The organism is Microcoleus sp. A6-C6 (assembly GCF_036705955.1).
In the GTDB taxonomy this organism is placed as follows: domain Bacteria; phylum Cyanobacteriota; class Cyanobacteriia; order Cyanobacteriales; family Microcoleaceae; genus Microcoleus.
The window spans coordinates 1-26,637 of sequence record NZ_JAUBVR010000051.1 but is presented as its reverse complement, the minus strand read 5'-3'; the positions used below and the strand labels follow the sequence as shown (position 1 = coordinate 26,637).

The window sequence follows — 26,637 nt, the reverse complement described above, 5'->3', positions numbered from 1 at the left end:
GGGCATCGGGCATTCATGGGGCATGGGGCATACCTCACCACGCTTGAGAACCGCTATATGTGGCTTGAATCCTGTATTGATTAGCAGTTACCAATGACTAATGACTAATGACTAATGACTAATGACCAATGCCCAATGCCCAATGACTAATGACTAATGACTAATGACTCTTATCAAATTACTAACAGTAGAAAAATGACAGAAAATAAGGAAAATAAGGAAATTGTTTTTCGCAATCGAGTTGTTGACAAAGGTCAGCTCAAAAAACTAATCTCTTGGTCTTTCATGAACTATGGAACGGCCCGCACAGCGCAAATGGCCGACAAACTCAAAGATTTGGGTTTCCGGTTTGCCACAAAAGCCGGAGTTTCAATTAGCGTAGACGACCTGCAAGTACCCCCAATCAAACGACAACTGCTCGATGCAGCCGAAGAAGAAATCCGCATCACCGAACAGAAATACACCAGAGGCGAAATCACCGAAGTCGAACGCTTCCAAAAAGTAATCGACACCTGGAACAGCACCTCAGAAGACCTCAAAGATGAAGTAGTCAAAAACTTCCGAGCCACAGACCCCCTCAACTCGGTGTACATGATGGCATTCTCCGGCGCGCGCGGGAACATCTCCCAAGTGCGGCAACTCGTCGGAATGCGCGGATTGATGGCAGACCCCCAAGGAGAAATCATCGACTTGCCCATTAAAACCAACTTCCGCGAAGGACTCACCGTCACCGAATACATCATTTCCTCCTACGGCGCCCGCAAAGGCTTAGTAGATACCGCCCTGCGTACCGCCGACTCCGGCTACCTGACTCGTCGGTTGGTGGATGTATCCCAAGATGTCATCGTGCGTGAAGTAGACTGCGGCACTCAGCGCGGGATTCGCGTGCGGCCGATGACCGACGGCGCTACCGTGCTGATTCCCCTGAAAGATCGGCTGCTAGGGCGGGTGTTGGCACGAGATGTGGTGCACCCCAAAACCAAAGAAATCGTGACCTATGGCAACGAAAGAGCCGTCCGAAATCAGCCGATTACTGAAGAGCTGGCAGGGGAAATCGGTAAGTCTGGAGTGCCGGAAGTATATTTACGATCGCCCCTAACTTGCGAAGCCACCCGTTCCGTTTGCCAATCCTGCTACGGTTGGAGTCTCGCCCACTTGAAAATGGTAGACATGGGAGAAGCGATCGGGATTATCGCCGCCCAGTCGATCGGCGAACCGGGAACCCAACTCACCATGCGTACCTTCCACACAGGCGGCGTATTTACTGGAGAAGTCGCTAAACAAGAACGAGCACCATTCCCGGGTGTGGCAAAGTTTAAGAATTTACGCACCCGCGCCTTCCGCACTAGACATGGCGAAGAAGCCCTCGTCGCCGAAAACAACGGCAAACTCGTATTGGAGGGTGAAGGCTATGAAGAAGGCAAATCCGGCGCGAAAAATCAGAAGCTGAAAGTTGAATTCGCGATCGTCCAAGGTTCCACCCTAATGGTCAAAGACGGACAGCGCGCTATCTCCGGTCAAGTTTTGGCAGAAGTGCCGATCGTCGGACGCGCCGCCCGCAAAACCACAGAAAAAGTCACAACCGACGTAGCCTCCGATTTAGCAGGCGAAGCCAAGTTTGCGGACTTAGTACCAGAAGAAAAAACCGATCGCCAAGGTAACACCACTCGCACCGCCAGCAGAGGCGGACTGATTTGGATTCTCTCAGGAGAAGTCTATAACTTACTCCCCGGCGCCGAACCGGCCGTCAAAAATGGCGATCGCATCGTGGCAGAAAGCGTCATCGCCGAAACGAAACTCGTCTCCGAACACGGCGGCGTAGTCCGCATCGCCGACGAGCGAGAAATCGAAATCATCACCGCTCAAGTGTTGCTAGATCAAGCAATTGTGCGATCGGAAAGCGCCGGCGGCCGCGAACATTACATCATCGAAACTGCTTCCAACCAACGGTTTTCCTTGAAAACAGCGCCGGGGAGCAAAGTCATCAACGGTGAAGTCGTAGCCGAACTGCTCGATGACAGCTACCGCACCGCCACCGGAGGCATCGTCAAATACGCCGGAGTCGAAGTCCACAAGCGCGGCAAAGCCAAACTCGGCTACGAAGTAGTCAAAGGCGGCACTCTGCTGTGGATTGCCGAAGAGTGCCACGAAGTCAACAAAGACATCTCCCTGCTGCTAGTAGAAGATGGCCAATACGTCGAAGCCGGCACCGAAGTCGTCAAAGATATTTTCTGCCAAACCAGTGGCGCGGTAGAAGTCACCCAGAAAAACGACATCCTCCGGGAAATTGTGATCAAGCCCGGAACCATGCACGCAGTCGATCGCCCACCACTAACCTTGGGCGAAGGTCAAATAGTCAGCGCCGGTCAAGAAATCTTCCCCGGATTAATTGCCGAAGAATTGGGCTATGCCGAATACATCGAAACCCCCGAAGGCCCAGCCTTATTGCTGCGGCCAGTAGTAGAGTTTCCAGTACCCGACAAACCGCCCATACCTTCCCAGACAGCACTCAACGAGTCCATCTCCCTCAAAGCAGTCCAGCGGCTCCCCTACAAAGACGGAGAGCGCGTCAAATCAGTCGAAGGACTCGAACTCCTGCGGACTCAGCTCATCTTAGAAATCGGTTCCGGCGCGCCGCAACTGGCAGCGGATATCGAACTCCTACCCGATGATGGGGACGCTTTGGCTTTTGGAGCCGACGGTTCCGGCCCGGCTTGGGGTCTATCTGATGCGATTGTGCAGTCGCAAGAACTGGCTCTGGTAGAAGGCGAAGAAGCCCCAGCGCCTTCTCGGATTTTCCGCTTGCAGTTGGTGATTTTGGAATCGCTGGTAATTCGGCGGGACGTGTCGGCAGATCCGACTCAAGGTAGTACCCACACCAGACTGTTGGTAGAAGACGGACAGTCGATCGCCCCTGGCGCAGTGGTAGCCCGCACCGAAATTCTCTGCAAAGAAGCAGGTATCGTCCGGGGCATCCGCGAAGGACTCAACGAACCGGTACGCCGATTGTTGGTAATGCGGGAGGCGGATTCTGTGACAGTTTCAGTAGCGGGTACACCAGCAGTCAGCCCTGGTCAGTTATTGGTAGCTGGTACTGAGGTAGCACCGGGAGTGATTCTGGAAGAGTCCGGTCAAGTCGTGAAAGTTATACCAGCCTCCGATAACGGAGAAGAAGCCAAAATAGTCCTGCGGGTAGCCCGTCCTTACCGAGTTTCTGGTGGTGCAGTGCTCCACGTAGACGACGGCGACTTGGTGCAACGTGGCGACAACTTAGTCATCCTGGTGTTCGAGCGAGCCAAAACCGGGGACATCATTCAAGGTTTGCCCCGGATTGAAGAACTACTCGAAGGACGGAAACCGAAGGAAGCTTGTATTTTAGCTAAGCGTCCGGGGACGGCTCAGGTAGCTACCGACGACGATATTGTCGAACTCGCGGTAGTAGAGGATGACGGCAGGATCGAGCAGTATCCTTTGTTACCTGGCCAAAACCCGATCGTCTCTGACGGACAGCGTGTGGGCGTCGCCGAAGCTTTGACCGACGGCCCCGCCAATCCTCACGAAATTCTGGAAGTATTTTTCCAAGTTCTCAAAGAGCGCCAGCCTACCTTTGAGGCAGCTTTGGAGAGCTTCCAGCAAGTGCAGACTTTCTTAGTCAACGAAGTGCAATCGGTTTACCAGTCTCAGGGCGTGGATATTTCCGACAAACACATCGAAGTGATTGTCCGCCAGATGACTAACAAAGTGCGGATGGAGGACGGTGGCGACACTACCATGCTCCCCGGCGAGTTAGTCGAACTGCGGCAGGTGGAACAGGTGAATGAGGCGATGTCAATTACTGGTGGAGCGCCGGCGGATTATACTCCGGTACTACTGGGGATTACCAAAGCTTCGCTCAATACCGACAGCTTTATTTCCGCTGCTTCGTTCCAAGAAACGACGCGGGTGCTGACTGAAGCTGCGATCGAGGGCAAGTCTGACTGGCTGCGCGGCCTCAAGGAAAACGTGATCATCGGCCGCTTGATTCCTGCCGGGACTGGGTTTAATGCCTATGAGGATGCTAGTGTTCAGGATGCTGGTTTTGATGGTGCTGTGTTTGATGACGATATCCACGATTTGCAGGAAGATGTCGTGGTGGACGATCGCACTGCCCGCCGCAAGTATACGATCGAGAGTCCTTTTGATGTCGCCCCTGTCTCTGAAATTGAGGTTGATGTTGATGACGATTTTGAGGAAATTGAAGTTGATGACGACGATTTTGTCCCTGATACTGATGATGATTCCTTAGGACCGATCGATGATGATTTCGACGAGGACTTCGACGAGGACGAAGACTAAGAAGTTTTTTGAGATTGTCGCGCAGACAGCGATCCTGAACTGTGCGGCAATTTTTTTGGTTCGTCCCAACCAACGCTTAGCTAAAGCGTTGGTTGAAAAATCTTAAATTTTTCGCCTCAAAACTTAGAACTCAGAATTCATAGCCGAAAGTGCGATTAAATCGAGGCGAACCGCACATCAACTCGCCCGAAAAAAGAAGGCACGAGATATTCGTCCGAAGGTATAAATCAGAATTCAAGAAAACTTGAAAAGAAAGAGTTTTAATTGTTTGAATTAACAAACAGTTAAAACTCTTTCTTCCTTATAACTTCTCTCGCGACGATAACTAAAACCCAATCGGCTTGGGTTAAGAACAGTCTGAGTTCTAAAAGCTGCCTGTATTTCCCATAAAATAGTAAGAGCGAATTCGTAAAAGACCGCTAACCCAAGCGTATTGAACTAAAATCTTCGCGGCTTCCCGACAAGATTGCATCCATCACATCTCTAGCAGCCGACGAATCCGTTGGCTTTACTTCCTTCTTCAAATATGGTTCGCTCACTCAGGGAGCAAAGCCTTGATCCGATCGACAAACTCTTGATGGTCTACTACGGGTTTAGAGATGTAACCGTCGGCACCGCTTTGATTCAGAAAGGTTTCTTTATCACCCGCCATCGCGTGAGCAGTCACCAAGATAATCGGCAGCGAGGCCGTTTGCGGGTCAGCTTTCAGCAATTGAGTAATCTTAATGCCGTCAACAGATTTTCCCTGGTACACGCTGTGTGAAAGAGACACGTCCATTAAAATCAAATCAGCTTCACCGGCAGCAGCAATCTGCATCACCTCTTCAACATTTTCCGTGTGCTTGACAGCTAAGCCCCCCCGCTTAGTCAGTATTTTGGAAAAAACCCGAGCATTAACCAAATCGTCCTCTACAATCAGAACGGTTTTCATAAATAAATATGGGAAGTATAGAAACTTTGCGACTGGAGTCCAAAGAGGAACACGACACGGGGATTACATTCCCCGTCAAAAATGCAGAGTTTTTATCGCCATCAGCCGGGAACTCTGCAAAACCCGCATATATTCCTTGGGCGAGTAACTGTCAGAGGGTGTACAGATGCCTAGAAGCATCAAGTACCATAATTTAGACTACTACACACAGACAGTTTAGTTGTTTTTTAGCACTAGACCTGACACTGGTGAGAATTTCAAGATTCCCCGGTAGCAGGTTTCTAGTATCCTGTCTTTCGCTTGGGCCTCCGACTTAGAGTTGGTGAGGTGTGACAATCATTTTTTTTTCAGCTCTGAGAATAAAGCAAGGTTTATTCACATACTCCCGCCTCAGCATTCGGAGTAGCGAATCTAGCGGGAGATTGTTGAGATTCCCAATTCTCAGTTTTGACCGATCGATATAGCTGAAAAGATCGACGCTTCAGTCGATCGAGCTGGTGTCAGAGGCTTGAGAGCTCGCGAGCAGAGCTTTTGACGGCGCCCAATTCTGAACGATCGGCATTTGTGAGCGATTATAAGAAAAAGCATGACTGTGAATCAACCTTCTGACGGCGGGCGGTGAATAGACAAGTAGGCGCTCCTGTCGGCAACATAGAGGTTAGTGTAAGAGTGGAGAGTAAGAGGCAAGTGTTGCCCGTCTTCGGCACTCTGATTCTGGTTTCACCTGTTAAATTTATTTTGCTTCTCCCGCTGGGCGGGTCGAACTTTCGGTTCGTCTGCGGCAAACGCTTTTCGATCGAGACAGGCAACCTGAGCATTATTGACCCCGCCCAAAAACGGGTACAAGCCCCCGACAATCGTCGTGGATATCCCAAAATTTTAGACTCTAGTTCCTGCACCCTGATTCAAAGCTGCAAGTAAATCTAAAATCTAAAATCTAAAATCTAAAATCTAAAATCGACTGACAGAGGCTGTCTTCACTCAGGAATTAACGGACACAAGGACTCATGGCTAAACAACTCAACCTACTTTCCGGGCAAGTAATTTCTACGCCTCTGCATACCGAGATGCAGCAATCGTACCTCGAATATGCCATGAGTGTGATCGTCGGGCGAGCTTTGCCTGATGTCCGCGACGGTTTAAAACCGGTTCACCGTCGAATTTTATTCGCGATGCACGAACTCGGTTTGACACCAGACCGACCTTATCGCAAGTGCGCGCGGGTAGTTGGAGATGTTTTGGGGAAATATCACCCCCACGGCGACCAATCGGTTTACGACGCTCTGGTGCGAATGGTTCAGGAGTTTTCGAGCCGCTATCCTTTGCTGGCTGGTCATGGCAATTTCGGTTCGGTGGACAATGACCCGGCTGCTGCGATGCGCTACACGGAAACTAGGCTGGCATCGATCGCCCACGAAGCCATGCTAACCCAAGTCGGCGAGGCAACCGTTGATTTTACTGGTAACTTTGACAGTTCCGAACAGGAACCGACGGCACTACCTGCTCAGTTGCCGTTTCTGGTACTCAATGGCTGTACCGGAATTGCTGTGGGGATGGCAACTAATATTCCGCCTCACAATTTGGGCGAGGTGGTGGACGGTTTAATTGCTTTGATTGAAAATCCAGAACTCTCGGATGAGAAGTTGATCGAATTAATTCCGGGCCCGGATTTTCCAACCGGAGGGGAAATCGTCTCTACAGAGGGCATTGTTGATGCCTACACTAAGGGTCGAGGTAGCATTGCGGTCAGGGGTGTGGCTGGAGTGGAAGAAGTGCCTGGTAATCGCAAGGTGCGGACTAAAACAGCGATTATCGTGACGGAGTTTCCGTTTCAGGTGAATAAGGCGGCTTGGATTGAAAAGGTGGCGGATTTGGTGAATGCCGGCCGTCTTGATGGTATCTCTGATTTACGCGATGAGAGCGATCGCGAGGGGATTCGAGTTGTGATTGAACTCAAGCGGGAATTTACCCCGGAAGCGGTGCTGGCTCGTCTTTATCAACAAACTGACCTGCAAACAAATTTTGGCGCGATTTTGTTGGCAATTGTCAATGGTCAACCGCGACAGTTGACACTTAGACAGTTGTTGCAGGAATTTCTGGATTTCCGAGAAGTGACTCTGACACGCCGCTACAATTACGAGTTGCAGGCGGCAGAACGTCGCTGTCACATTGTCCAAGGCTTAATGTTGGCTTTGACAAATCTCGATACTACGATCGACATTCTGCGAAATTCTCCTGACGGTACTACTGCTAAGCAAACTTTCCAAGTTCGTCTTAATTTGAGCGAAAGTCAATCTGATGCAATTTTGGCGATGCCGATGCGCAGGCTGACTGGTTTGGAAAGGCAACATTTGCAAGCTGAGTTGGATGAGTTGACGGGGAATATTCAAGAATTACAGCGGTTGTTGAGTGACAGACGCGAACTTTTGAAGGCTTTAAAGAAGGAATTGCGATCGCTAAAACGCAAGTACGCTGACCCCCGCCGCACTAAATTCGCCAATGGAACTGGACGCGCGACAACTGCCGAACCACAAGCTTCTGGCAAGAAAAACGCTGGTGTAAAACCGTTGTTGCCGGCAACAATTTCGCCTAACTTATTGCCCGTTCTAGAGCCAGAGGAAACTATTGTTGAATTTTCGCACAAGCAGTATGTGCGACGCTTGCCGGCTGGGGAACGTCCGCGCTCGAAAAGTCGCGAAAAATCGGTTTCAGCTTTAGAAAAAAATGAAGATTTTATTGTGACGGCTAACCTGACGAAAACCGATCGCACTTTGGTAGTCTTAACTCCTAATGGCAAAGCTTACCCGCTAAAAGTGGCTGATATTCCTAGTAGTAGCGCCAAAGACCGGGGAACGCCGATTGTTGGTTTGTTGTCGCCCAGTGCTACTAAAGAAAGTGCAGGTCGTGCTTTCTCGGAAATCACAGTTGCACACTTTATTTTGCCGGACAATTCGGAGGCGGCCGATTTAGTAACTCTGACTCAGCAAGGCAAAATTAAGCGCTTGCCGATGCAGGAATTTGCTGAGTTGACTAATCGTGGCATTACTGTTGTTAAACTCAAGGAGGACGATCGACTGCGCTGCGCAAGTCTTAGCAAAGTTGGCGACCAAGTGGCTGTTGCAACTTCGGGAGGCCGAGTCCTCCGATTTGATATCGATGACGAACAATTGCCGCCAATGGGCCGCACCGCCCAGGGTTCTCAAGTGACTAGGTTGCGGAAGCAGGAACAGTTGGTGGGTTGTATTACGATCGACCGGGAAGACAGTCTGGTACTATTTTCGGAGTTGGGTTGGGCTAAACGAATGCCTGCGGGTTCTGTTAGACTTACTAACCGTGGCGAAATTGGCACTCAAGCTTTTCGCTTTACAGAGCCTAAAGATGCTTTGGTTGGCTTGCTGCGCGCTGTTCCGGGTACGGATGTTAAACTTTTTACTACTTCTGGTCGCTTGCTGCGATCGACTACTGATGCTATAGCTTTTTGGGGGAAAGATGCTCCGGGCGATCGGGTTTTTGACCTCAATCCTGGTGAGAAAATTATTAAGGTTATTAGCAGTCAATAGTCATTGGGCATTGGGCATTGGGCATTGGGCATTGGGCATTGGGCGAAGCGAAGCGGAGGGATTGGGCATTGGGCATTGGGCATTAATCTGATTTGTGACCTCTGACTTCTGACTTCAACATCCATCCGTTAAATCATTTAAATCCTGTACACGGCTCGTTGCCGAACTTCCTCCTTCCTTGAATATCCCAATTACCAATTCCCAATTCCCAATTACCAATTCCCAATTCCCAATTACCAATTACCAATTCCCAATTCCCAATTACCAATTACCAATTCCCAATTCCCAATTCCCCATGCCCTAGTCTAAAATCTAAAATCTAAAATTGTCCGATGGCGAAAGTTGTATTAGAAAATATCTACAAAAGTTTTCCACTCCGCCAAGGAGAACAGGAAAAAGCAGCAAACAACGTCGCAGAAAGTGTATCAATAGAGACTCCTAGCTCTTCGTCTAACACTGTTTTGCGGCGGATTAACCTGACGGTCGAAGACGGAGAATTTATGGTGCTGGTGGGGCCTTCTGGCTGCGGAAAAAGCACTTTGCTGCGATCGATCGCCGGTTTGGAAGTTTTGACAGCGGGAAATATCTGGATTGGCGATCGGCTCGTTAACGATTTGCCTCCTAAAGACCGAGATATCGCTATGGTATTTCAAAATTATGCTCTCTATCCTCACTTAACAGTTTACGATAATCTCGCCTTTGGATTACGTCGCTCACAAACGGAAGAAGGAACAGGGAAGAAGGAAGAGGGAAGAGGGAAGAGCGAAGAAGGAAGAGGGAAGAAGGAAGAGCGAAGAAGGAAGAGCGAAGAAAAGACAGAGACAGAGACAGAAAAAAGCAGCCGGGTTCAGGCAGAAGTCATCCAAAAGAAGCTAGAAGAGGTGATTAATTATTTAGCTTCTAATACTGTAAACAACGATCGCATATATACTTTAGGGGAGGATTTTTTGGTAGGAGCAACTCGCAAGCTTCCTCCGGGTTTGCGCTATTTGTCGGAACGGGAGAAGGCGGTAGGAGAACGAGTTAGGGCGGTAGCTCAATTATTGCAAATAGAACCGCTGTTAAATCGCTTGCCGAAACAACTTTCAGGAGGGCAAAAGCAGCGGGTGGCTTTGGGGAGGGCGATGGCTCGAAATCCCGCAGTGTTTTTGATGGACGAACCGCTATCGAATCTTGATGCGAAGTTGAGGGCGGAAACTCGATCGCAAATTGTGCAGTTGCAGCGCCAGTTGGGCACTACCACTATTTATGTGACTCACGACCAAACTGAGGCGATGACTATGGGCGATCGCATTGCTATTATGAATGCAGGTCAGCTTCAGCAAGTCGCTCAACCTCTGGAGCTTTACAACAAGCCGGCTAATCTGTTTGTGGCTGAGTTTATCGGTTCTCCGCCGATGAATTTTTTCCCTGTGCAATTTACCGCCCCGTTGTTGATTTCTCACCCGCAATTTCGCTTTACTTTACCTGATATTTGGGCGAAAAATCTACAAAAATATGACGGGCGAGGGCTAATTTTGGGCATCCGCCCAGAACATCTGAGCATTCACCCTCCTGCTACCAAAAATCTGTCTGTACAAGTGGAAATTGTGGAGGCTTTGGGACACGAAACTTATTTGCGGGTGTGTTTGACTGATGCTCCGGCTGTGCGGATGCAGGTGCGGGTTCCTCCTGAGCGATCGATCCGTGTTGGTGAGGAGCTTTGGCTGGCGATCACCCATGACAAGATTCACTTGTTTGACCCGGATACCGAGTTGGCGATTTTTCCTCGTTAGGGAACATGAGAAAGGTCGATCGACCTTTATGACAAATATCACGCACCACACAGTTGCATTTTATTCAAGTGAATGTTATATTAATTTACATAAGCCTTACAAAAGTTAACGAAGGAAGTTCATACTATGCAAGAACAAAAACGCAACGCTTGGAACTGGGGCTTCAGCGAAGGAGCTGAAAATTGGAACGGTCGTTTAGCAATGATTGGTTTCTCTGCCGCTGTCGTCATTGAATTGGTTTCCGGTCAAGGCTTGCTTCACTTCTGGGGCCTGATCTAATTTTCTAGTTAAGACTTTTCAGACACTGCAAAGCTTGGGGGTTCCATCAGGGACTCCCAAAATTTTTAATGGCAATTGACTATCTACTAATCAGGAATTACCACGATGTATGTAGTAGTACAAATTTAGAAGCGATCGCTCTTTTGGGATGGGGGTTCCACCCCAAAAGAGCGAATCACTCTTTTGGGTGATGCTAGAAAATTACTCTAGCGGATATATTCTTTCAAGATGCTGTTACGGTTGGGATGGCGCAACTTCCGCAGAGCTTTAGCCTCGATTTGGCGAATCCTCTCGCGAGTGACGTTAAAGATTTGACCAATTTCCTCTAAGGTCTTCATCCGCCCGTCGTCTAAGCCGTAACGCAGCCGGAGTACATCTCGTTCTCGTGGGCTGAGGGTATCTAAAACGCTTTCCAAATCTTCTCTGAGCAAGTTTTTCGAGACTTGATCTTCTGGCGTTTCCCCGTCAGATTCAATAAAGTCTCCTAAACGCGAGTCTTCTTCTTTGCCGATCGGAGTTTCTAAAGAAATAGGCAACTGTGCGGATTTAGCAATGAAGCGCAACTTCTCGATCGTCATCTCCATCTTAGTGGCGATTTCTTCTTCCGTAGGCTTGCGACCCATTTCCTGAGAAAGCAGTTTGGTGGTTTTCTTAATCCGCGAGATGGTTTCGTAAAGGTGAACCGGTAAGCGGATAGTCCGGGATTGATCGGCGATTGCTCTGGTGATGGCTTGACGTATCCACCAAGTTGCATAGGTGGAAAATTTGTAGCCTTTTTCGTGATCGAATTTTTCAGCAGCCCGAATCAGACCCAAAGAGCCTTCCTGAATCAAATCTTGGAACGACAAACCGCGATTCATGTACTTTTTGGCGATCGATACCACCAAACGCAGGTTTGATTGCACCATTTTCTCCTTCGCCCGCCGACCGACGTGGAGTCGGTGACGAAATGCAGGTAGTGCCATATCTACAGCATTAGCCCATTCATTATCTTTGGGTTCGCGGTCTAACTCTTCGAGAAGTTGTTCTCGAACTCGCTCTAATTCCAGCAAATCTGCAATCTTACGGGCGAGTTCAATCTCTTCGTCGGCTCGCAACAGTCGAATCCGACCGATTTCTTGCAGGTAAAGACGAATAGAGTCTTCAGTATAATGCTTTTTCTTTGCCTGAGCCCGACGACGAGCTTTGACACCTTTGGCAGATTTAGTGTCTTCTTCCTCAGATGGATTTTCTAGAAAATCTTCTCGATCATCTTCTTCGTCGATAAAGAGTTCTAACTCGCTCTCAGGTAGAACGCTTTCGGGGCTCCGAAGCAAATCGATTGTTTCCATTTTGGGTTTGATTTTGGTTTCTAGTACGGTGTTAGTCTGGATCATGCCGCCTTCCTCATGCTCCTAAATTCAAGAATAAATAACAGTGGAATAGTGTCTGTTTGTAGTTTAGACAAGTTAGCCAGTATTGACATTCCCGCAGGAAGAAATAATGGGTTTTTGGTCTGTAACTGAAGTTGTTACCGAAATTGCACCAGTTCTGGGTCAAAGTTCAAGTTCTGGTTTGAAGTAGCGATCGCATTTATTGATCCCAGGGTTTTATGTCGCAACCTTAGATTGAGCGTGTGGCTACTGCAAAGCAACGAGTTACCGCATCATCTGCGATACCGGGCAAGCGAGAATTGAACCCAGAGATGCGATCGCACCTCAACAAATACTGGCTTTTTTTACTCGGTACTTCGATTTTTCACCCGTACAAGTTTTCCGGCACGGAGCCCTCTAACTTTTTTGTTATGGGGTGTCCCACTTTTGATTTGCTTGCTGCTTTCACGATGTCGTCAGACATCACAGTTGCACGGCAAACTTTCGCCACCTTGGATGCGGGTCTGCTGTCAAATGTAACAGCAGAGGGTCGGAGTACCAAACGGTGAGAATCGGATCTTACAAAGACCCTTCCGATTGTAGCCGTTCTCACAAAAAATGGAAGTTATTTTCCGTTTTTTGTCAAGAACCAGAAGAACTTTGTCAGCTTAGCTTAACAATACTGACTGATATCGGGCTCAGTTAAATCCTGAGAACGGCCCGCAAAAACTTGGACGCGATCGAACGGCGCTGTTTGCTGCGCATATCTGGGTGAACGGCTGCGGCGTAGTTGGCCAGACAGTTAGCAGACAATTGTTGACTTGCCGGAATTAGGACCAATACAATCCGTGTAGATGCACCCATCATTACCCTGTTTCCCTGAATTGAATCATACGCAATGTGCGATTGAATAAAGCTTACGAGCTTTCGTTGTAAGTCGGCAACTCCAGATTAGAGACCGACTATGACCCCAAATGAAGCGTTGCGGGTTTAGTAGTGCAACAGGGGCTTTCTTTGTTAAGTTAGCTCAAATCTCAGAAATTGGGTTTAATTTTGACGTTAAATCACATTAAGTTCTTAACGTCACATTCTCATTTAAGCAGTTCCACACGAATTTGTCGCGGAGGGTGGCAAAAACCACCCGGATAAATTGTAATCAGAGTTAACCCGCCACGCAACTCCCGGCTGCAAACTTCTCTAAAATTTGTTGGCTTTCGGCTCGCACTTGCGCGATCGCACATTCTCACAAGCAAGACAATTCGCTATTTTCCGGAACCACAACTTCATATTTACTTTAAATATATCCTAACAGTGTGAAGCTTTGACAAAGCAAATTCATCAATTTTAAGTAAAATTACTGGTGTTGTGTGAAAAATTTCCAGCAGACAGAACAAAGCCCCAGCAGACGCTGCTGCAACGGAGGGCGGAGGATAACTTTAAAAAAAAAGAAACTTACCCAGTGTAGCGATGTGCTTGCTGTTTGACCGGACAAAAGCTGCCGAGTTCGTTCAAAGCTTTTAAGCAATACGACTCTGGTGCTATGTTAAGATTTTTGTTACATTTATTTACAGCCTGTCCTCCGAAAGCAGGTATCCGGGCTCGATCCCCCACTCTGGTTTAAATCATGCGGCTCGATAGCTAGGGTATTTCGCTATCAGGAAAAAATTTTGCTCCGTGTCTGTACTGAAAACCCTGGCCAAGTTGATTAGACCTGTTGATTATTGATGCTGCATATCCCTTAAATTTTTAATTTTTTCGTTGCTTTTCTCTTCCTTTTTCAGGTTGTTGAACTATTAAGATGGGTTTTCCCTGAGACGATCGCCTAAATCGTCCAAGCAACTCAGAGAAGTTGTTTCAGTTGTAGCGGCATTCATCTAAATACACCACATACATTGCAGGCACACAACAAAGTGAATGGTCTCCTGTAGACTCAAACAGTAGCTAAGCTCTCAATTTCTGTGAGGCAAGCGAGTTTATTGGAGGAGTATCAATGATGGAGTGGATTATAGCGCAACAGACCCCCTTGGGCAACAATCCTGCTGCAACAGATAGCCAAACGGCAGGGAGCATTCCTGAATTAGTCATTATCCTAATCATTCTGCTGATGATTGCAACAGCGGTTGCACTGATCGCTCAGCGACTGCGAATTCCCTATGTTACGGGTTTAGTGCTAGCAGGTTTGCCAATTACAGAACTCTTGTCGCGTCGAATTGGTTTAGACCCTTCTTTAGTGTTGAATCTTTTTTTGCCCATTCTGATTTTTGAAGCGGCAATCAATACGGATATCAGCCGTCTGCGAAGCACCTTTAAAGCGATCGCAATTCTAGCGGGACCAGGCTCGATCTTTTCGTCGGCAATTATCGCTGTTCTGGTTAAATTTGGACTGGGGCTAAACTGGATTCCCGCATTACTGATCGGAGTCATTTTGGCAAACACTGATACTGTCTCGATGATCGCGGTTTTTAAGGAGATCCGCGTGCCTTCGAGATTATCCACCATTGTCGAAGGAGAAACCCTGTTCAACGATGCGGCTGCTCTGATTTCATTCAATTTGGTTTTGGTCATTTATTCGACAGGATCTCTCACCGCTATGCAAGGCCTGAAGGAACTACTCCTAGTCGCCTTGGGTGGGGCACTCGTGGGCGCCATCTTCGGCTACTTGAGCCTACCGATATTTGTTCGTTTAAACGATCCGTTGAGTAGTCTCTTGCTAACCGTCGCTCTAGCATTAGGAACCTTCCAGATCGCGCAATTTTTGGGAGTGTCGGGTGCGGTGGCTGTGGTCATCGCCGGACTCATTTTTGGCAACCTTGGGCTTCCTCGCAGTTCGTCTGCCTCGGATCGAATCACGTTATTGAGTTTCTGGGAATATGCGGGGTTTAGTGTCAACACCTTTATTTTTCTCCTGATCGGCATCGAAATTAACCCAGGCACTTTGTTGAGCATTTTGCCATCTATTCTGTTCGTCATCCTAGCCTATCAACTGGGACGGATTCTTTCGGTCTATCCGTTGTTAGCGGGTCTGCGGTGGTTCGATCGTCCGATTCCCCTACGCTGGCAGCATATTTTATTTTTAGGGAACATTAAAGGCTCTCTTTCAATGGCATTGGCTGTAAGTATTCCGCTGACTTTGCCAGGACGGGATAACATTATTGCGCTGGTTTTCGGTGCTGTTCTGTTCTCTCTGGTTGGGCAGGGATTAAGTTTACCTTGGTTTGTCAAACGGCTGAAAATTAGCGGTGTTTCTGATGTCACGCAGGAAACTGGGCAGTTACAGATTCAGTTGATTGCTTGCAAGGCCGCTCAAGACGAGCTAGATAGTTTGCTGAAATCAGGCGTATTGCCCAAGGCAGTCTACGAAGAGCTATGGGCATCCTATCAGGCACGGGTGGCACAGTCGGAGCGTGTGCTGCGCGAACTCTACAATCAACATCGAGCAAGTCACATCAAGGGCGATCGGGCTGGGTTAGATACAATTCGACGGCGATTGCTTTTAGCGGAAAAGGGGGCCGTTAGCGATGCGCTGCGGAAGCGCATCATTCCCGAAGAACTGGTTGGGCCCTACATTAAAGATTTGGATGAGAAACTTCTAAAATTGGAAGATGACTAGCGCGAATGCCCAAATAATCAATTATGGGGTGAACTAGCTCAGGACGGGTAACAACCAGGATCGTAGAACCTGCTTCAAGAACGGTGTTGCCGTTTGGAATCTCCAAATTGGCGCAGGCATGGCATTGATAACCAATGATCAGCGAACCTGTTGGAAAGCGGGGGTCTTGAGCAATGTGGGCAACGGTGCGACCGGCCACATAACAATCGCCTGGAACGGGCAGCTTCAGCACCTCCACTTGTCCTTGCTCAAAGTGCATCATCGACTCAACTTCCGGGTATTCGATCGCATTTGCCATTGTTGCGACTGCTAAATCAGTGGTGCTGATAATGTGGCTGGCTTGAGCGAGGCGATAGGCTTCTAGGAATTCGCGATCGCGCATTCGCACCACAATATGGGAAATGCCATAGCTTCTGGACAATGTGATCAACGCTAAATTCAAGGCATCATCTCTGAGGGCTGTAACGACTGCGTTGGCTTGTTTGATTCCTGCTTCGATCAGAACCGTTGTACTGACTGCACTGCCCTCAAATGCCATCACCCCAATTTTTTCACGGGCAAAGCGACACGCAAGGGGGTCGGTATCGACGATCGCAACTGTGTGACCGAGTTTTAATAACTGCTGGGCTAAATCCAGCCCCATCATTCCTGCTCCACCAATTAATACATACATAACTAACTATCGCCCTAAAAATGAACACTACTGATTTAGCACTATAAGCTTCTCAATGGTGCAAGTCACAGCAGGTAAATTTTACGCTTTTCACTTGGGAAACGACTACCTGATTCGCTTTTCTCAAGCTAGAGTCGATCGTTTGTTGGAAGTAGAGACTTCTTGCTTAAGTCACGGGATCGATCTACAAACCGCAGATAAAAAGCAGATAAACACAGATAAACGCAGATGTTTGTAAAGATAATTTGTAAATTTTGCAAGAGGTTTATCCTTTGTATTATCGTATTATTCGATTTTTCTATATAGTTGGTCTTTCCAGTATCCTTTCCAACTGATTGGTGTCTTTTGTTGGTGAAAACTATTCAGTCAGCACTCCCAAAGTTTGGATAATTGACATCACATTGACGATATAGCAATTCTCAAGTAAGCTGTTGTTCATATAGATTGTGTATGGCGATTGAGGGGGAGAGGGGGAGAGGATTTGACAAGTTTTTGATTGTCATCAAAATATACAATTTAAATGCACAACAGTTTATAGATTTAGATTTTCGATTTGAGATTGGGTAATTATGGAATTAGTAATTAACTGGCGAGTACCTCACCTGATTCTGAACCGCCAGTTCGTTAAATAATACCTATTTAACGAACCGCGAAGACGCAAAGAACGTGAAGGAAGAACACAGAAGAATAAAAAACTAAAGTCCTGACGGGGAACTTAATTTAACCGCGAGACAAATTACTGTTGATTCCGCAGCCGAGGATTGACAAATTCGTTCAATCCTTCTCCTACTAAAGACAGCCCGACTACCATTAAAGTCATGGCCAAACCGGGAAACAAGGCTGTCCACCAAATGCCGGTGGGTAGCGCATCTAAGGCTAAACGCAAATCGTGTCCCCATTCTGGAGTTTCTTCGGGGAGTCCTAAACCGAGAAATCCTAAGCCTCCTAATGTTAGAATTGCATCAGCGGCGTTGAGCGCAAATAGCACGGGTACACTCTGAATCACATTCAGAAATAGGTAGCGCGAAAGGACTGTCCAAGTGTCAGCACCCATTGCTCGTGCGGCTTCGACGAATAATTCGTTTTTGACGCTGGTGGTGTGATTCCTGACGACGCGGTAGTATTGAGGGATATAGGAAATGCTTAGGGCGATCGCAGCATTGAAAACTCCTCTTCCCACTACAAACGCCAGTGTCAGAGACAGCAGCAGCCCCGGCAAAGTATAAATTGTATCCATTAAAAATAACAACACGCGATCGAGCTTACCGCCCAAATAACCGCTAACCAAACCCAAAGGTACACCGATAAACAAGCTCAAAGCTGTGGCTAAAATCACCACTTGCCAAGCCGCCCGCGAAGCAAACAGGGTGCGGGAAAAAACATCGTAGCCACTGCGGCTAGTCCCAAACCAATAATTCGCCGACGGCGGTTCGTGGATAGGATTAATCAAAGCATCGGTAGGATTTTGCAGCCATCCCCAAGTCTGCATAGCCGGAGACAAGGTGGCTACCAATATAAACACGGCAGTTATTGTTAAACCCGCCCACATCATTTTCATTGACAGGCTTGACGGTGAGGCAGTGTTGAGAAATCGTGGCAGTCGGAGGCGGCTTTGAGTCATATTTATGAAGGAAGAGGGAAGAAGGAAGAGGGAAGAAGTCAACCCCCCCCTGCCCCCCCCAAGGGGGGAAATTCAGGAAGAGGGAAGAAGGGGTTTTAGCAATTCAGAAGGTTTTAAGCGGTGGGTGTGGTTGCTATAATTGCGATCGACAAATATGAGACTTTTAGATTCTAGTAGCAGAAAGCCTCACAAAACCTGAAATAGCCGAACATTTTCTCCATTACGCCCTTAATACTGGTTAGAAACCGGGTTTTTTACGAAAATGTGGCGCGGAGTCCGGGATAGCGCTAAAAACCCGGTTTCTCGCCTCAAAAGTGAGCTGACGATTGTGCAAGCTAGAAACTGGATTGTCGATCGCTGGCTGTGACTAAAGAAACCGGGTTTTTTGTAGGTTATCGGGCTACAACAGGTATTTTCGTGAAAAACCCGGTTTCTGACCACGGCTACTATAAATTACTCTCAATCAATTGCCGATACTGACTTTTTGGCTTAACTCCTTTGAGTTCGACTACCAATTCTTTGTCTTTGAAATACTGAATCGTCGGCGTACCAGTCACGCCAGCATTTTCAGCAATTTCTGGATCTTCTTCAATGTCGATTTCCACATAGTGAATTTTGCCCTCGAACTCATCTACTACTTTACTCAAAATCGGTTTGAGACTGTGACAAGGGCCGCAAGTCGGAGCGGAGTATTTGACCACAATTAGTCGATCGCTATCGTGGAACAACTTCCGCAAAGCATAACCTCCTTCATGGCGCGTGTCTTCGATATCAAAATTTTCATCGGTTTTGCGGACTTTTGGAGCTTCCGGCGCAGAGGCTGGCTGCTCGGATTCCTCGGTTTGATGAAATTCCTGTGTTAAAGCATTGACCGAGAGCCAACGCTCTGCTAACATCGCCCCCATGCAGCCGCTACCTGCTGCAGTAATGGCTTGACGAAACTCGTGGTCTTGCACGTCGCCCACAGCGTAAACTCCCTCGACGCTGGTTTCTACCCCACCGTGTTTGGTGGCGATGTAGCCTACTTCGTCGAGTTCTAGCTGACCTTGGAACAGTTGAGTGTTGGGAGTATGACCGATCGCATAAAACAATCCCTTCACCTGCAAATCACTCTCAGCGCTAGTCTGAATATTTCTAATTTTCAACCCATCCATTTTGCTCCCCGGCACTCCCAAAACATCCACAGCTTCGGTGTTCCAGTGGACGGTAATTTTAGGATTGCTCAGCACTCGGTCTTGCATAGCCTTGCTAGCCCGCATTCGATCGCTGCGCACCAGCATATGTACGTGAGAGCCGTATTTTGTCAAATAAATAGATTCTTCCGCTGCGGTATCGCCCGCGCCGATGACAGCTAAATCAACTCCTTTAAAAATTGGGGTAGCACCGTCGCAAATCGCACAGGCAGATATTCCCAAATTCCAGTAAATATCTTCGCTAGGCAAGCCCAATCTTTTTGCAGTTGCGCCTGTAGCGATTACTATGGTGTGGGTTTTGATTTCTCTATCTTCCGATCGCACTGTAAACGGACGCTGAGTTAAATCAACGTAAGTTACATCTTCCGTGTATAATTCTGCACCCCAGCGCACTGCTTGAGCTTTCATCCGATCCATCAGTTGCGGCCCGGTGATACCTTCGGGAAAGCCGGGGAAGTTTTCGACTTCTGTGGTGGTCATCAGTTGACCGCCGGGAATGCCTCCCATTTGGTAGCCTTCAAAGACTACGGGTTTTAAGTTTGCTCTCCCGGCGTAGATGGCTGCGGTGTAGCCTGCTGGGCCGGAGCCGATAATTACTAGGTTTTCTACGGTTTCGTTGGTCATAATTATTTATTTGAACTCATAACGACTTCGTTTTATCAATTCTAGCAGCGATCGAGCATATTTCTATTTTTGAGGGGTTGAGGGCGATCGGGACAATTAAAGCTAATTTGATAAGCAAATACGATAAGAAAACTAATTTAGTTTTAAATGTTCAATCAATCTCCGAAAATCCCCAAAAATTACCATCCCTCACTATTGATTCCATTCTCATTTACTTGACGAAAGTGCGCCGTTTGAGATATTATACAATTCCGATACTCAAGCGGTGCTATGACTATTTTTTGGCGAGTAGGCTGAAACCCTTTCAGGACATGGAAGAAGCAAAATCTATAAAGGCAATAATCACAATTTCTTATGCAAAAGTCGCCTTTTCAAGTTTAAGAATTGTAAATAAAACTTTGGCGGATTTGACAAGGTACAGGTATTGTGATATGTAAGGTGCGATCGGACAAAAATGCGATCAAGATTTTTACTTTCTTCCCAAATTAACAGAGAATTTTGTACTTGTGTCTGATGGATAAAATCAAGATACTGTTTGTATGCAGCCAAAACAAGTGGCGGAGTTTAACGGCCGAGAAGATTTGCGAGAAAATTAGCGGGTACAGTGCGCGATCGGCTGGCACGGAAAAAGGTGCGAGAATTAGAGTAACTGAAGGCTTGCTCGGCTGGGCTGATTTGATATTTGTGATGGAAAAGAAGCATGAATCTCGACTTCACAGCAAATTTCCCGAAACTCTCACAGGCAAGAAGGTTATTTGCCTGCAAATCGCCGATAATTACAGATATATGGAGCCGGAGTTAGTAGAGCTTTTGCAGGCGAAACTCAGCCCGTATCTGGAAATGTCCGACAATCAGACAAGTTTTATGCAGCGAGTTTTGGAACCGGAGGTTATGGATACTTGGGAAGAAGCTGTTGAGTATGACTCGATGGATTTTTCTGAGGTGAATGCGGCTTTTGCTAAAAGTGCGATCGCCATCGGGCCGATATGTGGGAAAATTTTAGATGCTGGAACAGGTACGGCGAGAATCCCGATCGCCATTGCTCAAATGCGTCCGGCTTGGGAAATGACTTGCATCGATTTGTCGGCAAATATGCTGAGATTAGGACTGGAGAATGTGGAAAAGGCGGGCGTGCGATCGCAAATTCAGCTAGAATTAGTTGATGCTAAAGCCATGCCCTATCCAGACAGTTATTTTGACATGGTGATTTCTAACAGCATTATCCACCATTTGCCCGACCCCTTGCTATTTTTTCGCGAAGTCCAGCGAGTCTTAAAACCGAACGGAGCAATATTTTTACGAGATTTACTGCGGCCTCTGGATGAGACAATCAGGGATAATTTGGTCGAGATGTACGCGGGAGATTGTAACTCGCATCAGAAACAATTGTTTAGCGATTCTCTGCACGCGGCTTTTTCCCTAGATGAAGTTGAGACAATGGTGGAAAGCGCGGGGTTGGAGGGTTTGAGAATTTATGAATCTTCGGATAGACACTGGACGGCGGAGCGGGCTTGGATGTAGAATTGGGATTTAGTCTAACTTTATATTACCTAAAATTACTCGATCGCGCCCTCCGTCTTTAGCTTGATAAAGCGCACGGTCTGCTGCTGCAATCAAATCTTTTTTGGAAATTTCCAGTCGAGGAACCGTACTCGCTACTCCCAAACTCAGTGTAACATAAGAAGACACCGCCGAATTAATATGTTCGACTTTTAGTTCTTTCAGCCAGACTCGAATTTTCTCGGCAATCCACAAAGCTCTTTCAGGTGAAATCCGGGGCAAAATTACCACAAACTCTTCGCCTCCATAAGGCTATAACAAAGTTGTGCTTCATTCAGTTGACAGCTCTTGACAAAAGAAGGAAGAGGATTGGAGTAATGAATAGTCTGATTTTAATTTCTCCCTACCAGGGTTCCGGCTTTCAACCAATTCTTTGGAGTAAAAAACGCGGTTTCTGTGCCAGTCCTCAACTCAAAAGCCAAAACCGCGAATCGTTGTGAGAAACGAAGCAATTTCACAATTTTCTCACCAACCCCAAGTTCCGACTCCTCCCTTAAACGGGCCGACAATATCTTTGGTAATCCAACCTCCGTAAAAATCCCCTGGTTGAGATTGCACTAATTCCCCGTCTACATAACAAGCATCCATCTGGCTAGGATAAAAAGCCACGTAATCTTTGATAGCTGCAAAAACCTGATTGGGATTAGGATAAAACCAACCAGCATTTATAACTTCCTTCGAGCCTACCGTCACAGTGTAATAACCCGCTTGTCCTTTCCACTCGCACCACGAGCCCCGTGAAGTTTTGTGTAAATATTCCATTTGGATGTCATCGGGGGAGATATAGTAGACAGGAGGGTGACTTGTCTCTAACAACCGCTGAGCGCGCCGCGTGTCGGCGATCGTCACTTCATTAAAAACAATCTGTACGTGTTTGGTCAATTCCTCAAGGCGAGGAGGACGCGGGTAATCCCAAACAGACTCTTGACCAGGGCCTGGTTCTATGCGATCGAGGTTCACTTGTACAATCTCCCCTACAAAAAAACAATTAGCGGCTGAAGATTACAATTTAATGTATTCTAAGTCTAGTTGCCAATCCAGACAGTCCTCAGCTTTTCTCTATTCTCCGTAATATGAGCATTCGCCACATCGGTGAGGACATAAATAACTTCCTGAATAGAGCCGATACTCGTCAAGCATCAATGGTTTGATTCCCGTCATGCAACTGTCAACTGTCCACTGTCCACTGTCAACTGCTATATGAGCATTCGCGGTATAGATGTTTCCGACTACCAGCCCAATGTCAATTGGCAAGCCGTTGCCAAGGGAGGCATTCTGTTCGCATTTGTCAAATCGACGGAAGGTGCAACGTTAGTTTCTCAAACTTTCGCCCGGAATTGGGCGGGAATGAAAGCGGCGGGGATTCAACGCGGTGCTTACCATTTTTTTCGACCGACAAGCAGCGTTCAAGGACAGATAGATTTGTTCCTGAAAACTGTCAAACTGGCAGCGGGGGATTTGCCGGCAGTTTTGGATTTGGAAACTACAGGCGGTTTGAATGCGGACGAATTGTGCGATCGCGCGACAATTTGGCTCGAAGCAGTCGAAAAAGCCACCTTGATGCGACCAATTATCTACACTTACCCCGGATTCTGGGACAACCTCGGCACACAACGGTTGGCAGATTACCCACTGTGGATTGCTCACTATACCAGTGCCGAGGAACCTTGGGTACCAGGAGGCTGGAAGACTTGGACTTTTTGGCAGTACAGCGACACTAGCAGTGTGTCCGGCGTTTCGGGTAATGTAGATGCCAATATTTTTGAAAGCGTCCGAGAAGGCGCGATCAATTATAAAGTTGCAGACATCCAGAAGCAATTAAGAAGTAAAGGTTTCTATCAAGGCGCGATGGATGGCAAATTTGGAACCTCTACCACAGCCGCACTCATCTCGTTTCAAAAATCTCAAGGTCTCAATGCAGACGGCATGGCAGGTATCAAAACCTGGGCCGCTTTGATGAAAAAATCTCCAAAAGTAATAGTTCCCCTTCCACCGCCGACACCAACTCCAATTCCGACACCCACTCCGACACCCACTCCAGTATCGGCTGTGCAACTGACTAAGCTATTCTCGTCTTATCAAGCTAATGCTGCTCAAGATATTGCCTTGATTTGGCTGCAAAGTCAAGTTTCTACCTCTGTTTTAGGAGAATTTGCTCAAAAGTGGCGGACAACTGCCGTACCTCCAGACACTAATTTGAGATTAATAGATGTCGGCAAATTTTATCGCGGTTTAGCAGAACAAGACCAAGCTTTAGATTGGCTGCAAAAACAAATTTCTCCGACTGTGATTGCCGAGTTTGGGCAAAAGTGGCGTGCTCAATCTACTGCCCCAATTTCTCCGATTCGGCTGATAGACACCTGCAAATTTTATCGGGCTGCACCAAACCAAAATCAGGCATTAGATTGGCTGGAAGGGCAAATCTCGCCGGCAATTTTATCTGATTTTCGGCGCAGGTGGCAGAATGCCAAATGATTTGAGATTTGAGATTTTTATTATTTCCCCACTCGTCAAATCCTCTCCCCTTCTCCCCCTCGAACATAACAGACAATTTAGGCGCTACAGCTTGTTCCCATCTTTGACGCTAAGAGAATTATCTGATAAAGTTATAGCCAATATCAAGGTTTTTTAATCTTATTCGCAAAAAAACCAGGGCCGTGCCGAGTTTGTACCAGCGCCAAATATAGCGCCTGTACTTAAATTACTCGCGATCGCACTTTTAAAACCCAGCGGGCAGCCTGTAATAATTGTATCTATGGAAATCCCCTTTAACATCACCCTGTTGATGGTCATGACCGTCACCTGTGGTATCAGCGCTCAAGTTCTGGCCGCTTATCTGAAAGTTCCGGCGATCGTATTTTTGCTGCTGTTCGGCATTTTAGCAGGCCCGGATTGCTTGGGAATCCTGCATCCGAGTCTGTTGGGCAACGGCTTGGAAGTTATGGTATCCCTTTGCGTAGCCTTAATTTTGTTTGAAGGCGGCTTGAATTTGGAATTGCGAGATTTAGGCAAAGTTTCCGGCAGCATCCGCAATTTAGTTACGGTAGGTACTTTAATTACGCTGATTGGCGGCGGAATGGCCGCGCATTGGTTAGGAGAATTTCCCTGGCCGATCGCATTTCTGTATGCTTCTCTAGTAGTCGTCACAGGCCCGACAGTCATCGGCCCTTTGCTCAAACAAGTACCCGTAGACAAAAAAGTCGCCGCCTTGCTAGAAGGCGAAGGTGTTTTAGTCGATCCCGTTGGGGCAATTCTGGCAGTATTGGTACTGAATATTATTTTAAACGGCAATACCGACTTGCTGATTTTGTTCAGAGATTTAATTGTGCGGCTGGGTATTGGCACAGTCATCGGAGTTACCGGCGGTTGGCTGCTGGGACTGATTCTCAAGCGAGCGAAATTCCTGTCAGAAGACCTCAAAAATTTAGTAGTTTTAGCCGGTTTGTGGGGATTATTCGGCCTATCAGAAGAAATCCGCAGCGAATCAGGACTAATGGCAAGTGTGCTGTCAGGTATTGTCCTCAGAGCCGCTGCTGTCCCGGAAGAAAGGCTGCTGAGAAGGTTTAAAGGTCAGCTCACAATCCTGGCTATATCCGTACTGTTCGTGCTGTTGGCGGCCGATTTATCCCTCGCTAGTGTGGTCGCCCTCGGTTGGGGAAGTTTTTTTACAGTTTTAGCTTTAATGTGGATAGTGAGGCCGATTAACATTTGGGTTTGCACCATCAACAGCGGGCTAAACTGGAGGCAAAAATTATTTGCTTCTTGGGTAGCGCCGAGGGGAATTATTTCAGCTTCGATCGCATCTTTATTTGCAATTTTGCTCACCCAGCGAGGAGTCAACGGCGGTGACTCAATTAAAGCCTTAGTTTTCCTGACAATTATCATGACAGTTTTCGTGCAGGGGCTGACAGCGGGATGGGTCGCTCAAATATTGGGTGTCACCTTAAAATCGGCAACCGGTGCTGCAATTGTCGGGTCAAATCCTTTGAGCAGATTAATTGCTCGCTTATTTCAAGAACGCGGAGAATCTGTCGCAATTATCGACACCAACCCGGAAGCTTGCGCGCAAGCAGAAAGAGAAGGTTTGCGGGTGTTTTTGAGCAGCGCTCTGGATCATAGCGTGTTAGAAGAAGCCGGACTGGATTCGATGGGAACATTTTTAGCAATGACCAACAACGGCGAAGTAAACTTAGTGTTAGCTCAACGAGCCGCCGAGGAGTTTGCACCGCCGCGGGTTTTGGCAATCTTCCCCAAAGACCAGCAAGCAAACTCGCCTGCAAATAACAGTAAAATCAATCAAGCGTTTGTATCCGATTTGTCGCTGAAGGATTGGAACGAATATTTGAGCGACAACGAAGTAAAATTGGGGGAAACCGAGTTAAAAAGCGAGGGATTGCAGTTTCAGATTGCTCACTTGCAAGCTTTGGTTCAGGCTGGGGAGTTAGCGCCGCTGTTGCTGGAAAGACAAGGATACTTGCAAGTAGTATCAGCGACCGAGATTTGGGAAGCAGGCGATCGCATTATTTATTTACTTTACGATCCTACACCGAAATTGTTGAAAAGATTGTCAGGTTCGTCGCAATCTCGCCTGACTTTGGAAAAGCATCAGGTAGTCGAGGAAGTGCCGATTCCCGATCCGGCTTTAGAGTCGGTTTTGAAAGAAGCGGAAATAGTAAAAGAGGCTGAAATTTTGCCGCCACCGCCAGTTTCGCGCTAGGGGCAGTAAGCAGTGTTGCATCTAGATTGTCTATGGTATTAGAGGGGAAGAGCGGGAGAGGGGGAGAAGATTTGACAATTTTTGATATGGGATTGAAATATACAATTTCAATGCACAACATATACCAGATCGATCGCGACAAGCGGATTAGGGCGATCGTCCTTACTCAGCCTCCCCAATTAACGTGAACGCCGCCCAATTTCGCGGCTGGGGATGAGTTTTCATCGTGGTTAACATTGCCTGCCGAAGTGCCTGTGCTTTGTCGGGATTATTTTGCAAGTTTTGATAAAATGCTTTCATTAATTCGGATGTCGGCGCATCGGGAACTGACGGGTGCATCTCACTTTGGCAAATACATCAAATTGAAAGTTGACCGTTGAGATAAGCACAGCGAAGAGAAAGGATAG

General features: G+C 47.4%; 20 protein-coding genes and 2 pseudogenes. 12 read left to right on the top strand and 10 right to left on the bottom strand.

Annotation, left to right across the window (positions count from 1 at the left end):
* Window positions 1-156: 156 nt before the first annotated feature.
* On the top strand, window positions 157-4,335 hold the full coding sequence (locus QUB52_RS19585) for a DNA-directed RNA polymerase subunit beta'' (RefSeq protein WP_332967570.1): 4,179 nt from the start codon (window positions 157-159) through the stop codon (window positions 4,333-4,335).
* 535 nt (window positions 4,336-4,870) lie between these two features.
* Here QUB52_RS19585 and QUB52_RS19580 read toward each other — a convergent pair.
* The gene (locus QUB52_RS19580; RefSeq protein WP_265238613.1) at window positions 4,871-5,266 is read right to left on the bottom strand and encodes a response regulator; all 396 of its coding nucleotides are present in this window, start codon (window positions 5,264-5,266) and stop codon (window positions 4,871-4,873) included.
* Window positions 5,267-5,884: 618 nt separating this feature from the next.
* Between QUB52_RS19580 and QUB52_RS19575 the strand changes: the two genes are divergently transcribed.
* A complete protein-coding gene (locus tag QUB52_RS19575) occupies window positions 5,885-6,187 on the top strand; it encodes a hypothetical protein (protein ID WP_332967573.1) in 303 nt (100 codons plus the stop codon).
* 86 nt (window positions 6,188-6,273) lie between these two features.
* A complete protein-coding gene (locus QUB52_RS19570; protein ID WP_332967575.1) occupies window positions 6,274-8,826 on the top strand; it encodes a DNA gyrase/topoisomerase IV subunit A in 2,553 nt (850 codons plus the stop codon).
* Window positions 8,827-8,959: 133 nt separating this feature from the next.
* On the opposite strand, the gene QUB52_RS19565 is transcribed toward QUB52_RS19570, so the two are convergent.
* The gene (locus QUB52_RS19565) at window positions 8,960-9,094 is read right to left on the bottom strand and encodes a hypothetical protein (RefSeq protein ID WP_332967576.1); all 135 of its coding nucleotides are present in this window, start codon (window positions 9,092-9,094) and stop codon (window positions 8,960-8,962) included.
* 64 nt (window positions 9,095-9,158) lie between these two features.
* On the opposite strand from QUB52_RS19565, the gene QUB52_RS19560 reads away from it, so the two are divergent.
* Both QUB52_RS19560 and QUB52_RS19555 read left to right on the top strand, forming a co-directional pair.
* Window positions 9,159-10,601 carry an ABC transporter ATP-binding protein gene (locus QUB52_RS19560; protein ID WP_332967577.1) on the top strand — a complete coding sequence of 481 codons (1,443 nt, stop codon included), beginning with the start codon at window positions 9,159-9,161 and terminating at the stop codon, window positions 10,599-10,601.
* Between the two features lie 126 nt (window positions 10,602-10,727).
* The gene (locus QUB52_RS19555; RefSeq protein WP_265238621.1) at window positions 10,728-10,880 is read left to right on the top strand and encodes a chlorophyll A-B binding protein; all 153 of its coding nucleotides are present in this window, start codon (window positions 10,728-10,730) and stop codon (window positions 10,878-10,880) included.
* Between the two features lie 206 nt (window positions 10,881-11,086).
* Here QUB52_RS19555 and rpoD read toward each other — a convergent pair whose 3' ends face one another.
* Window positions 11,087-12,256 (bottom strand): RNA polymerase sigma factor RpoD, encoded by a 1,170-nt coding sequence (gene rpoD / locus QUB52_RS19550; protein ID WP_265238623.1) that lies wholly within the window; start codon window positions 12,254-12,256, stop codon window positions 11,087-11,089.
* A 239-nt stretch (window positions 12,257-12,495) separates the two neighbouring features.
* On the opposite strand from rpoD, the gene QUB52_RS19545 reads away from it, so the two are divergent.
* The gene (locus QUB52_RS19545) at window positions 12,496-12,801 is read left to right on the top strand and encodes a hypothetical protein (RefSeq protein ID WP_332967578.1); all 306 of its coding nucleotides are present in this window, start codon (window positions 12,496-12,498) and stop codon (window positions 12,799-12,801) included.
* 133 nt (window positions 12,802-12,934) lie between these two features.
* On the opposite strand, the gene QUB52_RS19540 is transcribed toward QUB52_RS19545, so the two are convergent.
* Window positions 12,935-13,099 carry a hypothetical protein gene (locus QUB52_RS19540; RefSeq protein ID WP_265238627.1) on the bottom strand — a complete coding sequence of 55 codons (165 nt, stop codon included), beginning with the start codon at window positions 13,097-13,099 and terminating at the stop codon, window positions 12,935-12,937.
* A 1,123-nt stretch (window positions 13,100-14,222) separates the two neighbouring features.
* Between QUB52_RS19540 and QUB52_RS19535 the strand changes: the two genes are divergently transcribed.
* Window positions 14,223-15,842 carry a cation:proton antiporter gene (locus tag QUB52_RS19535; RefSeq protein ID WP_332974707.1) on the top strand — a complete coding sequence of 540 codons (1,620 nt, stop codon included), beginning with the start codon at window positions 14,223-14,225 and terminating at the stop codon, window positions 15,840-15,842.
* Here the strand turns inward: QUB52_RS19535 and QUB52_RS19530 are convergent.
* Window positions 15,799-16,515: a potassium channel family protein gene (locus QUB52_RS19530; protein WP_332974706.1), complete on the bottom strand. Its 717-nt coding sequence runs from the start codon at window positions 16,513-16,515 to the stop codon at window positions 15,799-15,801. The two genes, QUB52_RS19535 and QUB52_RS19530, sit on opposite strands and share 44 nt — an antisense overlap.
* Window positions 16,516-16,570: 55 nt before the next feature.
* Here QUB52_RS19530 and QUB52_RS19525 point away from each other — a divergent pair, with 55 nt between their 5' ends.
* On the top strand, window positions 16,571-16,753 hold the full coding sequence (locus QUB52_RS19525; RefSeq protein WP_332974705.1) for a hypothetical protein: 183 nt from the start codon (window positions 16,571-16,573) through the stop codon (window positions 16,751-16,753).
* Between the two features lie 498 nt (window positions 16,754-17,251).
* Here the strand turns inward: QUB52_RS19525 and QUB52_RS19520 are convergent, their stop codons facing one another.
* Window positions 17,252-18,136 (bottom strand): ABC transporter permease, encoded by an 885-nt coding sequence (locus QUB52_RS19520; RefSeq protein ID WP_332967584.1) that lies wholly within the window; start codon window positions 18,134-18,136, stop codon window positions 17,252-17,254.
* 4 nt (window positions 18,137-18,140) lie between these two features.
* On the opposite strand from QUB52_RS19520, the gene QUB52_RS19515 reads away from it, so the two are divergent.
* A complete protein-coding gene (locus QUB52_RS19515) occupies window positions 18,141-18,275 on the top strand; it encodes a hypothetical protein (protein ID WP_332967586.1) in 135 nt (44 codons plus the stop codon).
* 307 nt (window positions 18,276-18,582) lie between these two features.
* Here QUB52_RS19515 and trxB read toward each other — a convergent pair whose 3' ends face one another.
* On the bottom strand, window positions 18,583-19,953 hold the full coding sequence (trxB, locus tag QUB52_RS19510) for a thioredoxin-disulfide reductase (RefSeq protein WP_332974704.1): 1,371 nt from the start codon (window positions 19,951-19,953) through the stop codon (window positions 18,583-18,585).
* A 513-nt stretch (window positions 19,954-20,466) separates the two neighbouring features.
* Between trxB and QUB52_RS19505 the strand changes: the two genes are divergently transcribed.
* A complete protein-coding gene (locus tag QUB52_RS19505; RefSeq protein WP_332974702.1) occupies window positions 20,467-21,474 on the top strand; it encodes a methyltransferase domain-containing protein in 1,008 nt (335 codons plus the stop codon).
* 9 nt (window positions 21,475-21,483) lie between these two features.
* On the opposite strand, the pseudogene QUB52_RS19500 reads toward QUB52_RS19505, so the two are convergent.
* Both QUB52_RS19500 and QUB52_RS19495 read right to left on the bottom strand, forming a co-directional pair.
* A pseudogene (locus tag QUB52_RS19500) lies at window positions 21,484-21,750 on the bottom strand (diguanylate cyclase domain-containing protein); the annotation flags it as partial.
* A gap of 228 nt (window positions 21,751-21,978) precedes the next feature.
* Entirely contained in the window at window positions 21,979-22,473 is a 495-nt protein-coding gene (locus QUB52_RS19495; RefSeq protein ID WP_265238637.1) for a DUF427 domain-containing protein, read from the bottom strand.
* Between the two features lie 240 nt (window positions 22,474-22,713).
* Between QUB52_RS19495 and QUB52_RS19490 the strand changes: the two genes are divergently transcribed.
* Together QUB52_RS19490 and QUB52_RS19485 are read left to right on the top strand one after the other, a co-directional pair.
* Window positions 22,714-23,988, top strand: a complete 1,275-nt coding sequence (locus tag QUB52_RS19490; protein ID WP_332974701.1) for a GH25 family lysozyme — start codon at window positions 22,714-22,716, stop codon at window positions 23,986-23,988.
* Window positions 23,989-24,268: 280 nt separating this feature from the next.
* Window positions 24,269-26,230 carry a cation:proton antiporter gene (locus QUB52_RS19485; RefSeq protein WP_332974699.1) on the top strand — a complete coding sequence of 654 codons (1,962 nt, stop codon included), beginning with the start codon at window positions 24,269-24,271 and terminating at the stop codon, window positions 26,228-26,230.
* Between the two features lie 162 nt (window positions 26,231-26,392).
* Here QUB52_RS19485 and QUB52_RS19480 read toward each other — a convergent pair.
* A pseudogene (locus QUB52_RS19480) lies at window positions 26,393-26,560 on the bottom strand (CHAT domain-containing protein); the annotation flags it as partial.
* Window positions 26,561-26,637 lie beyond the last annotated feature (77 nt).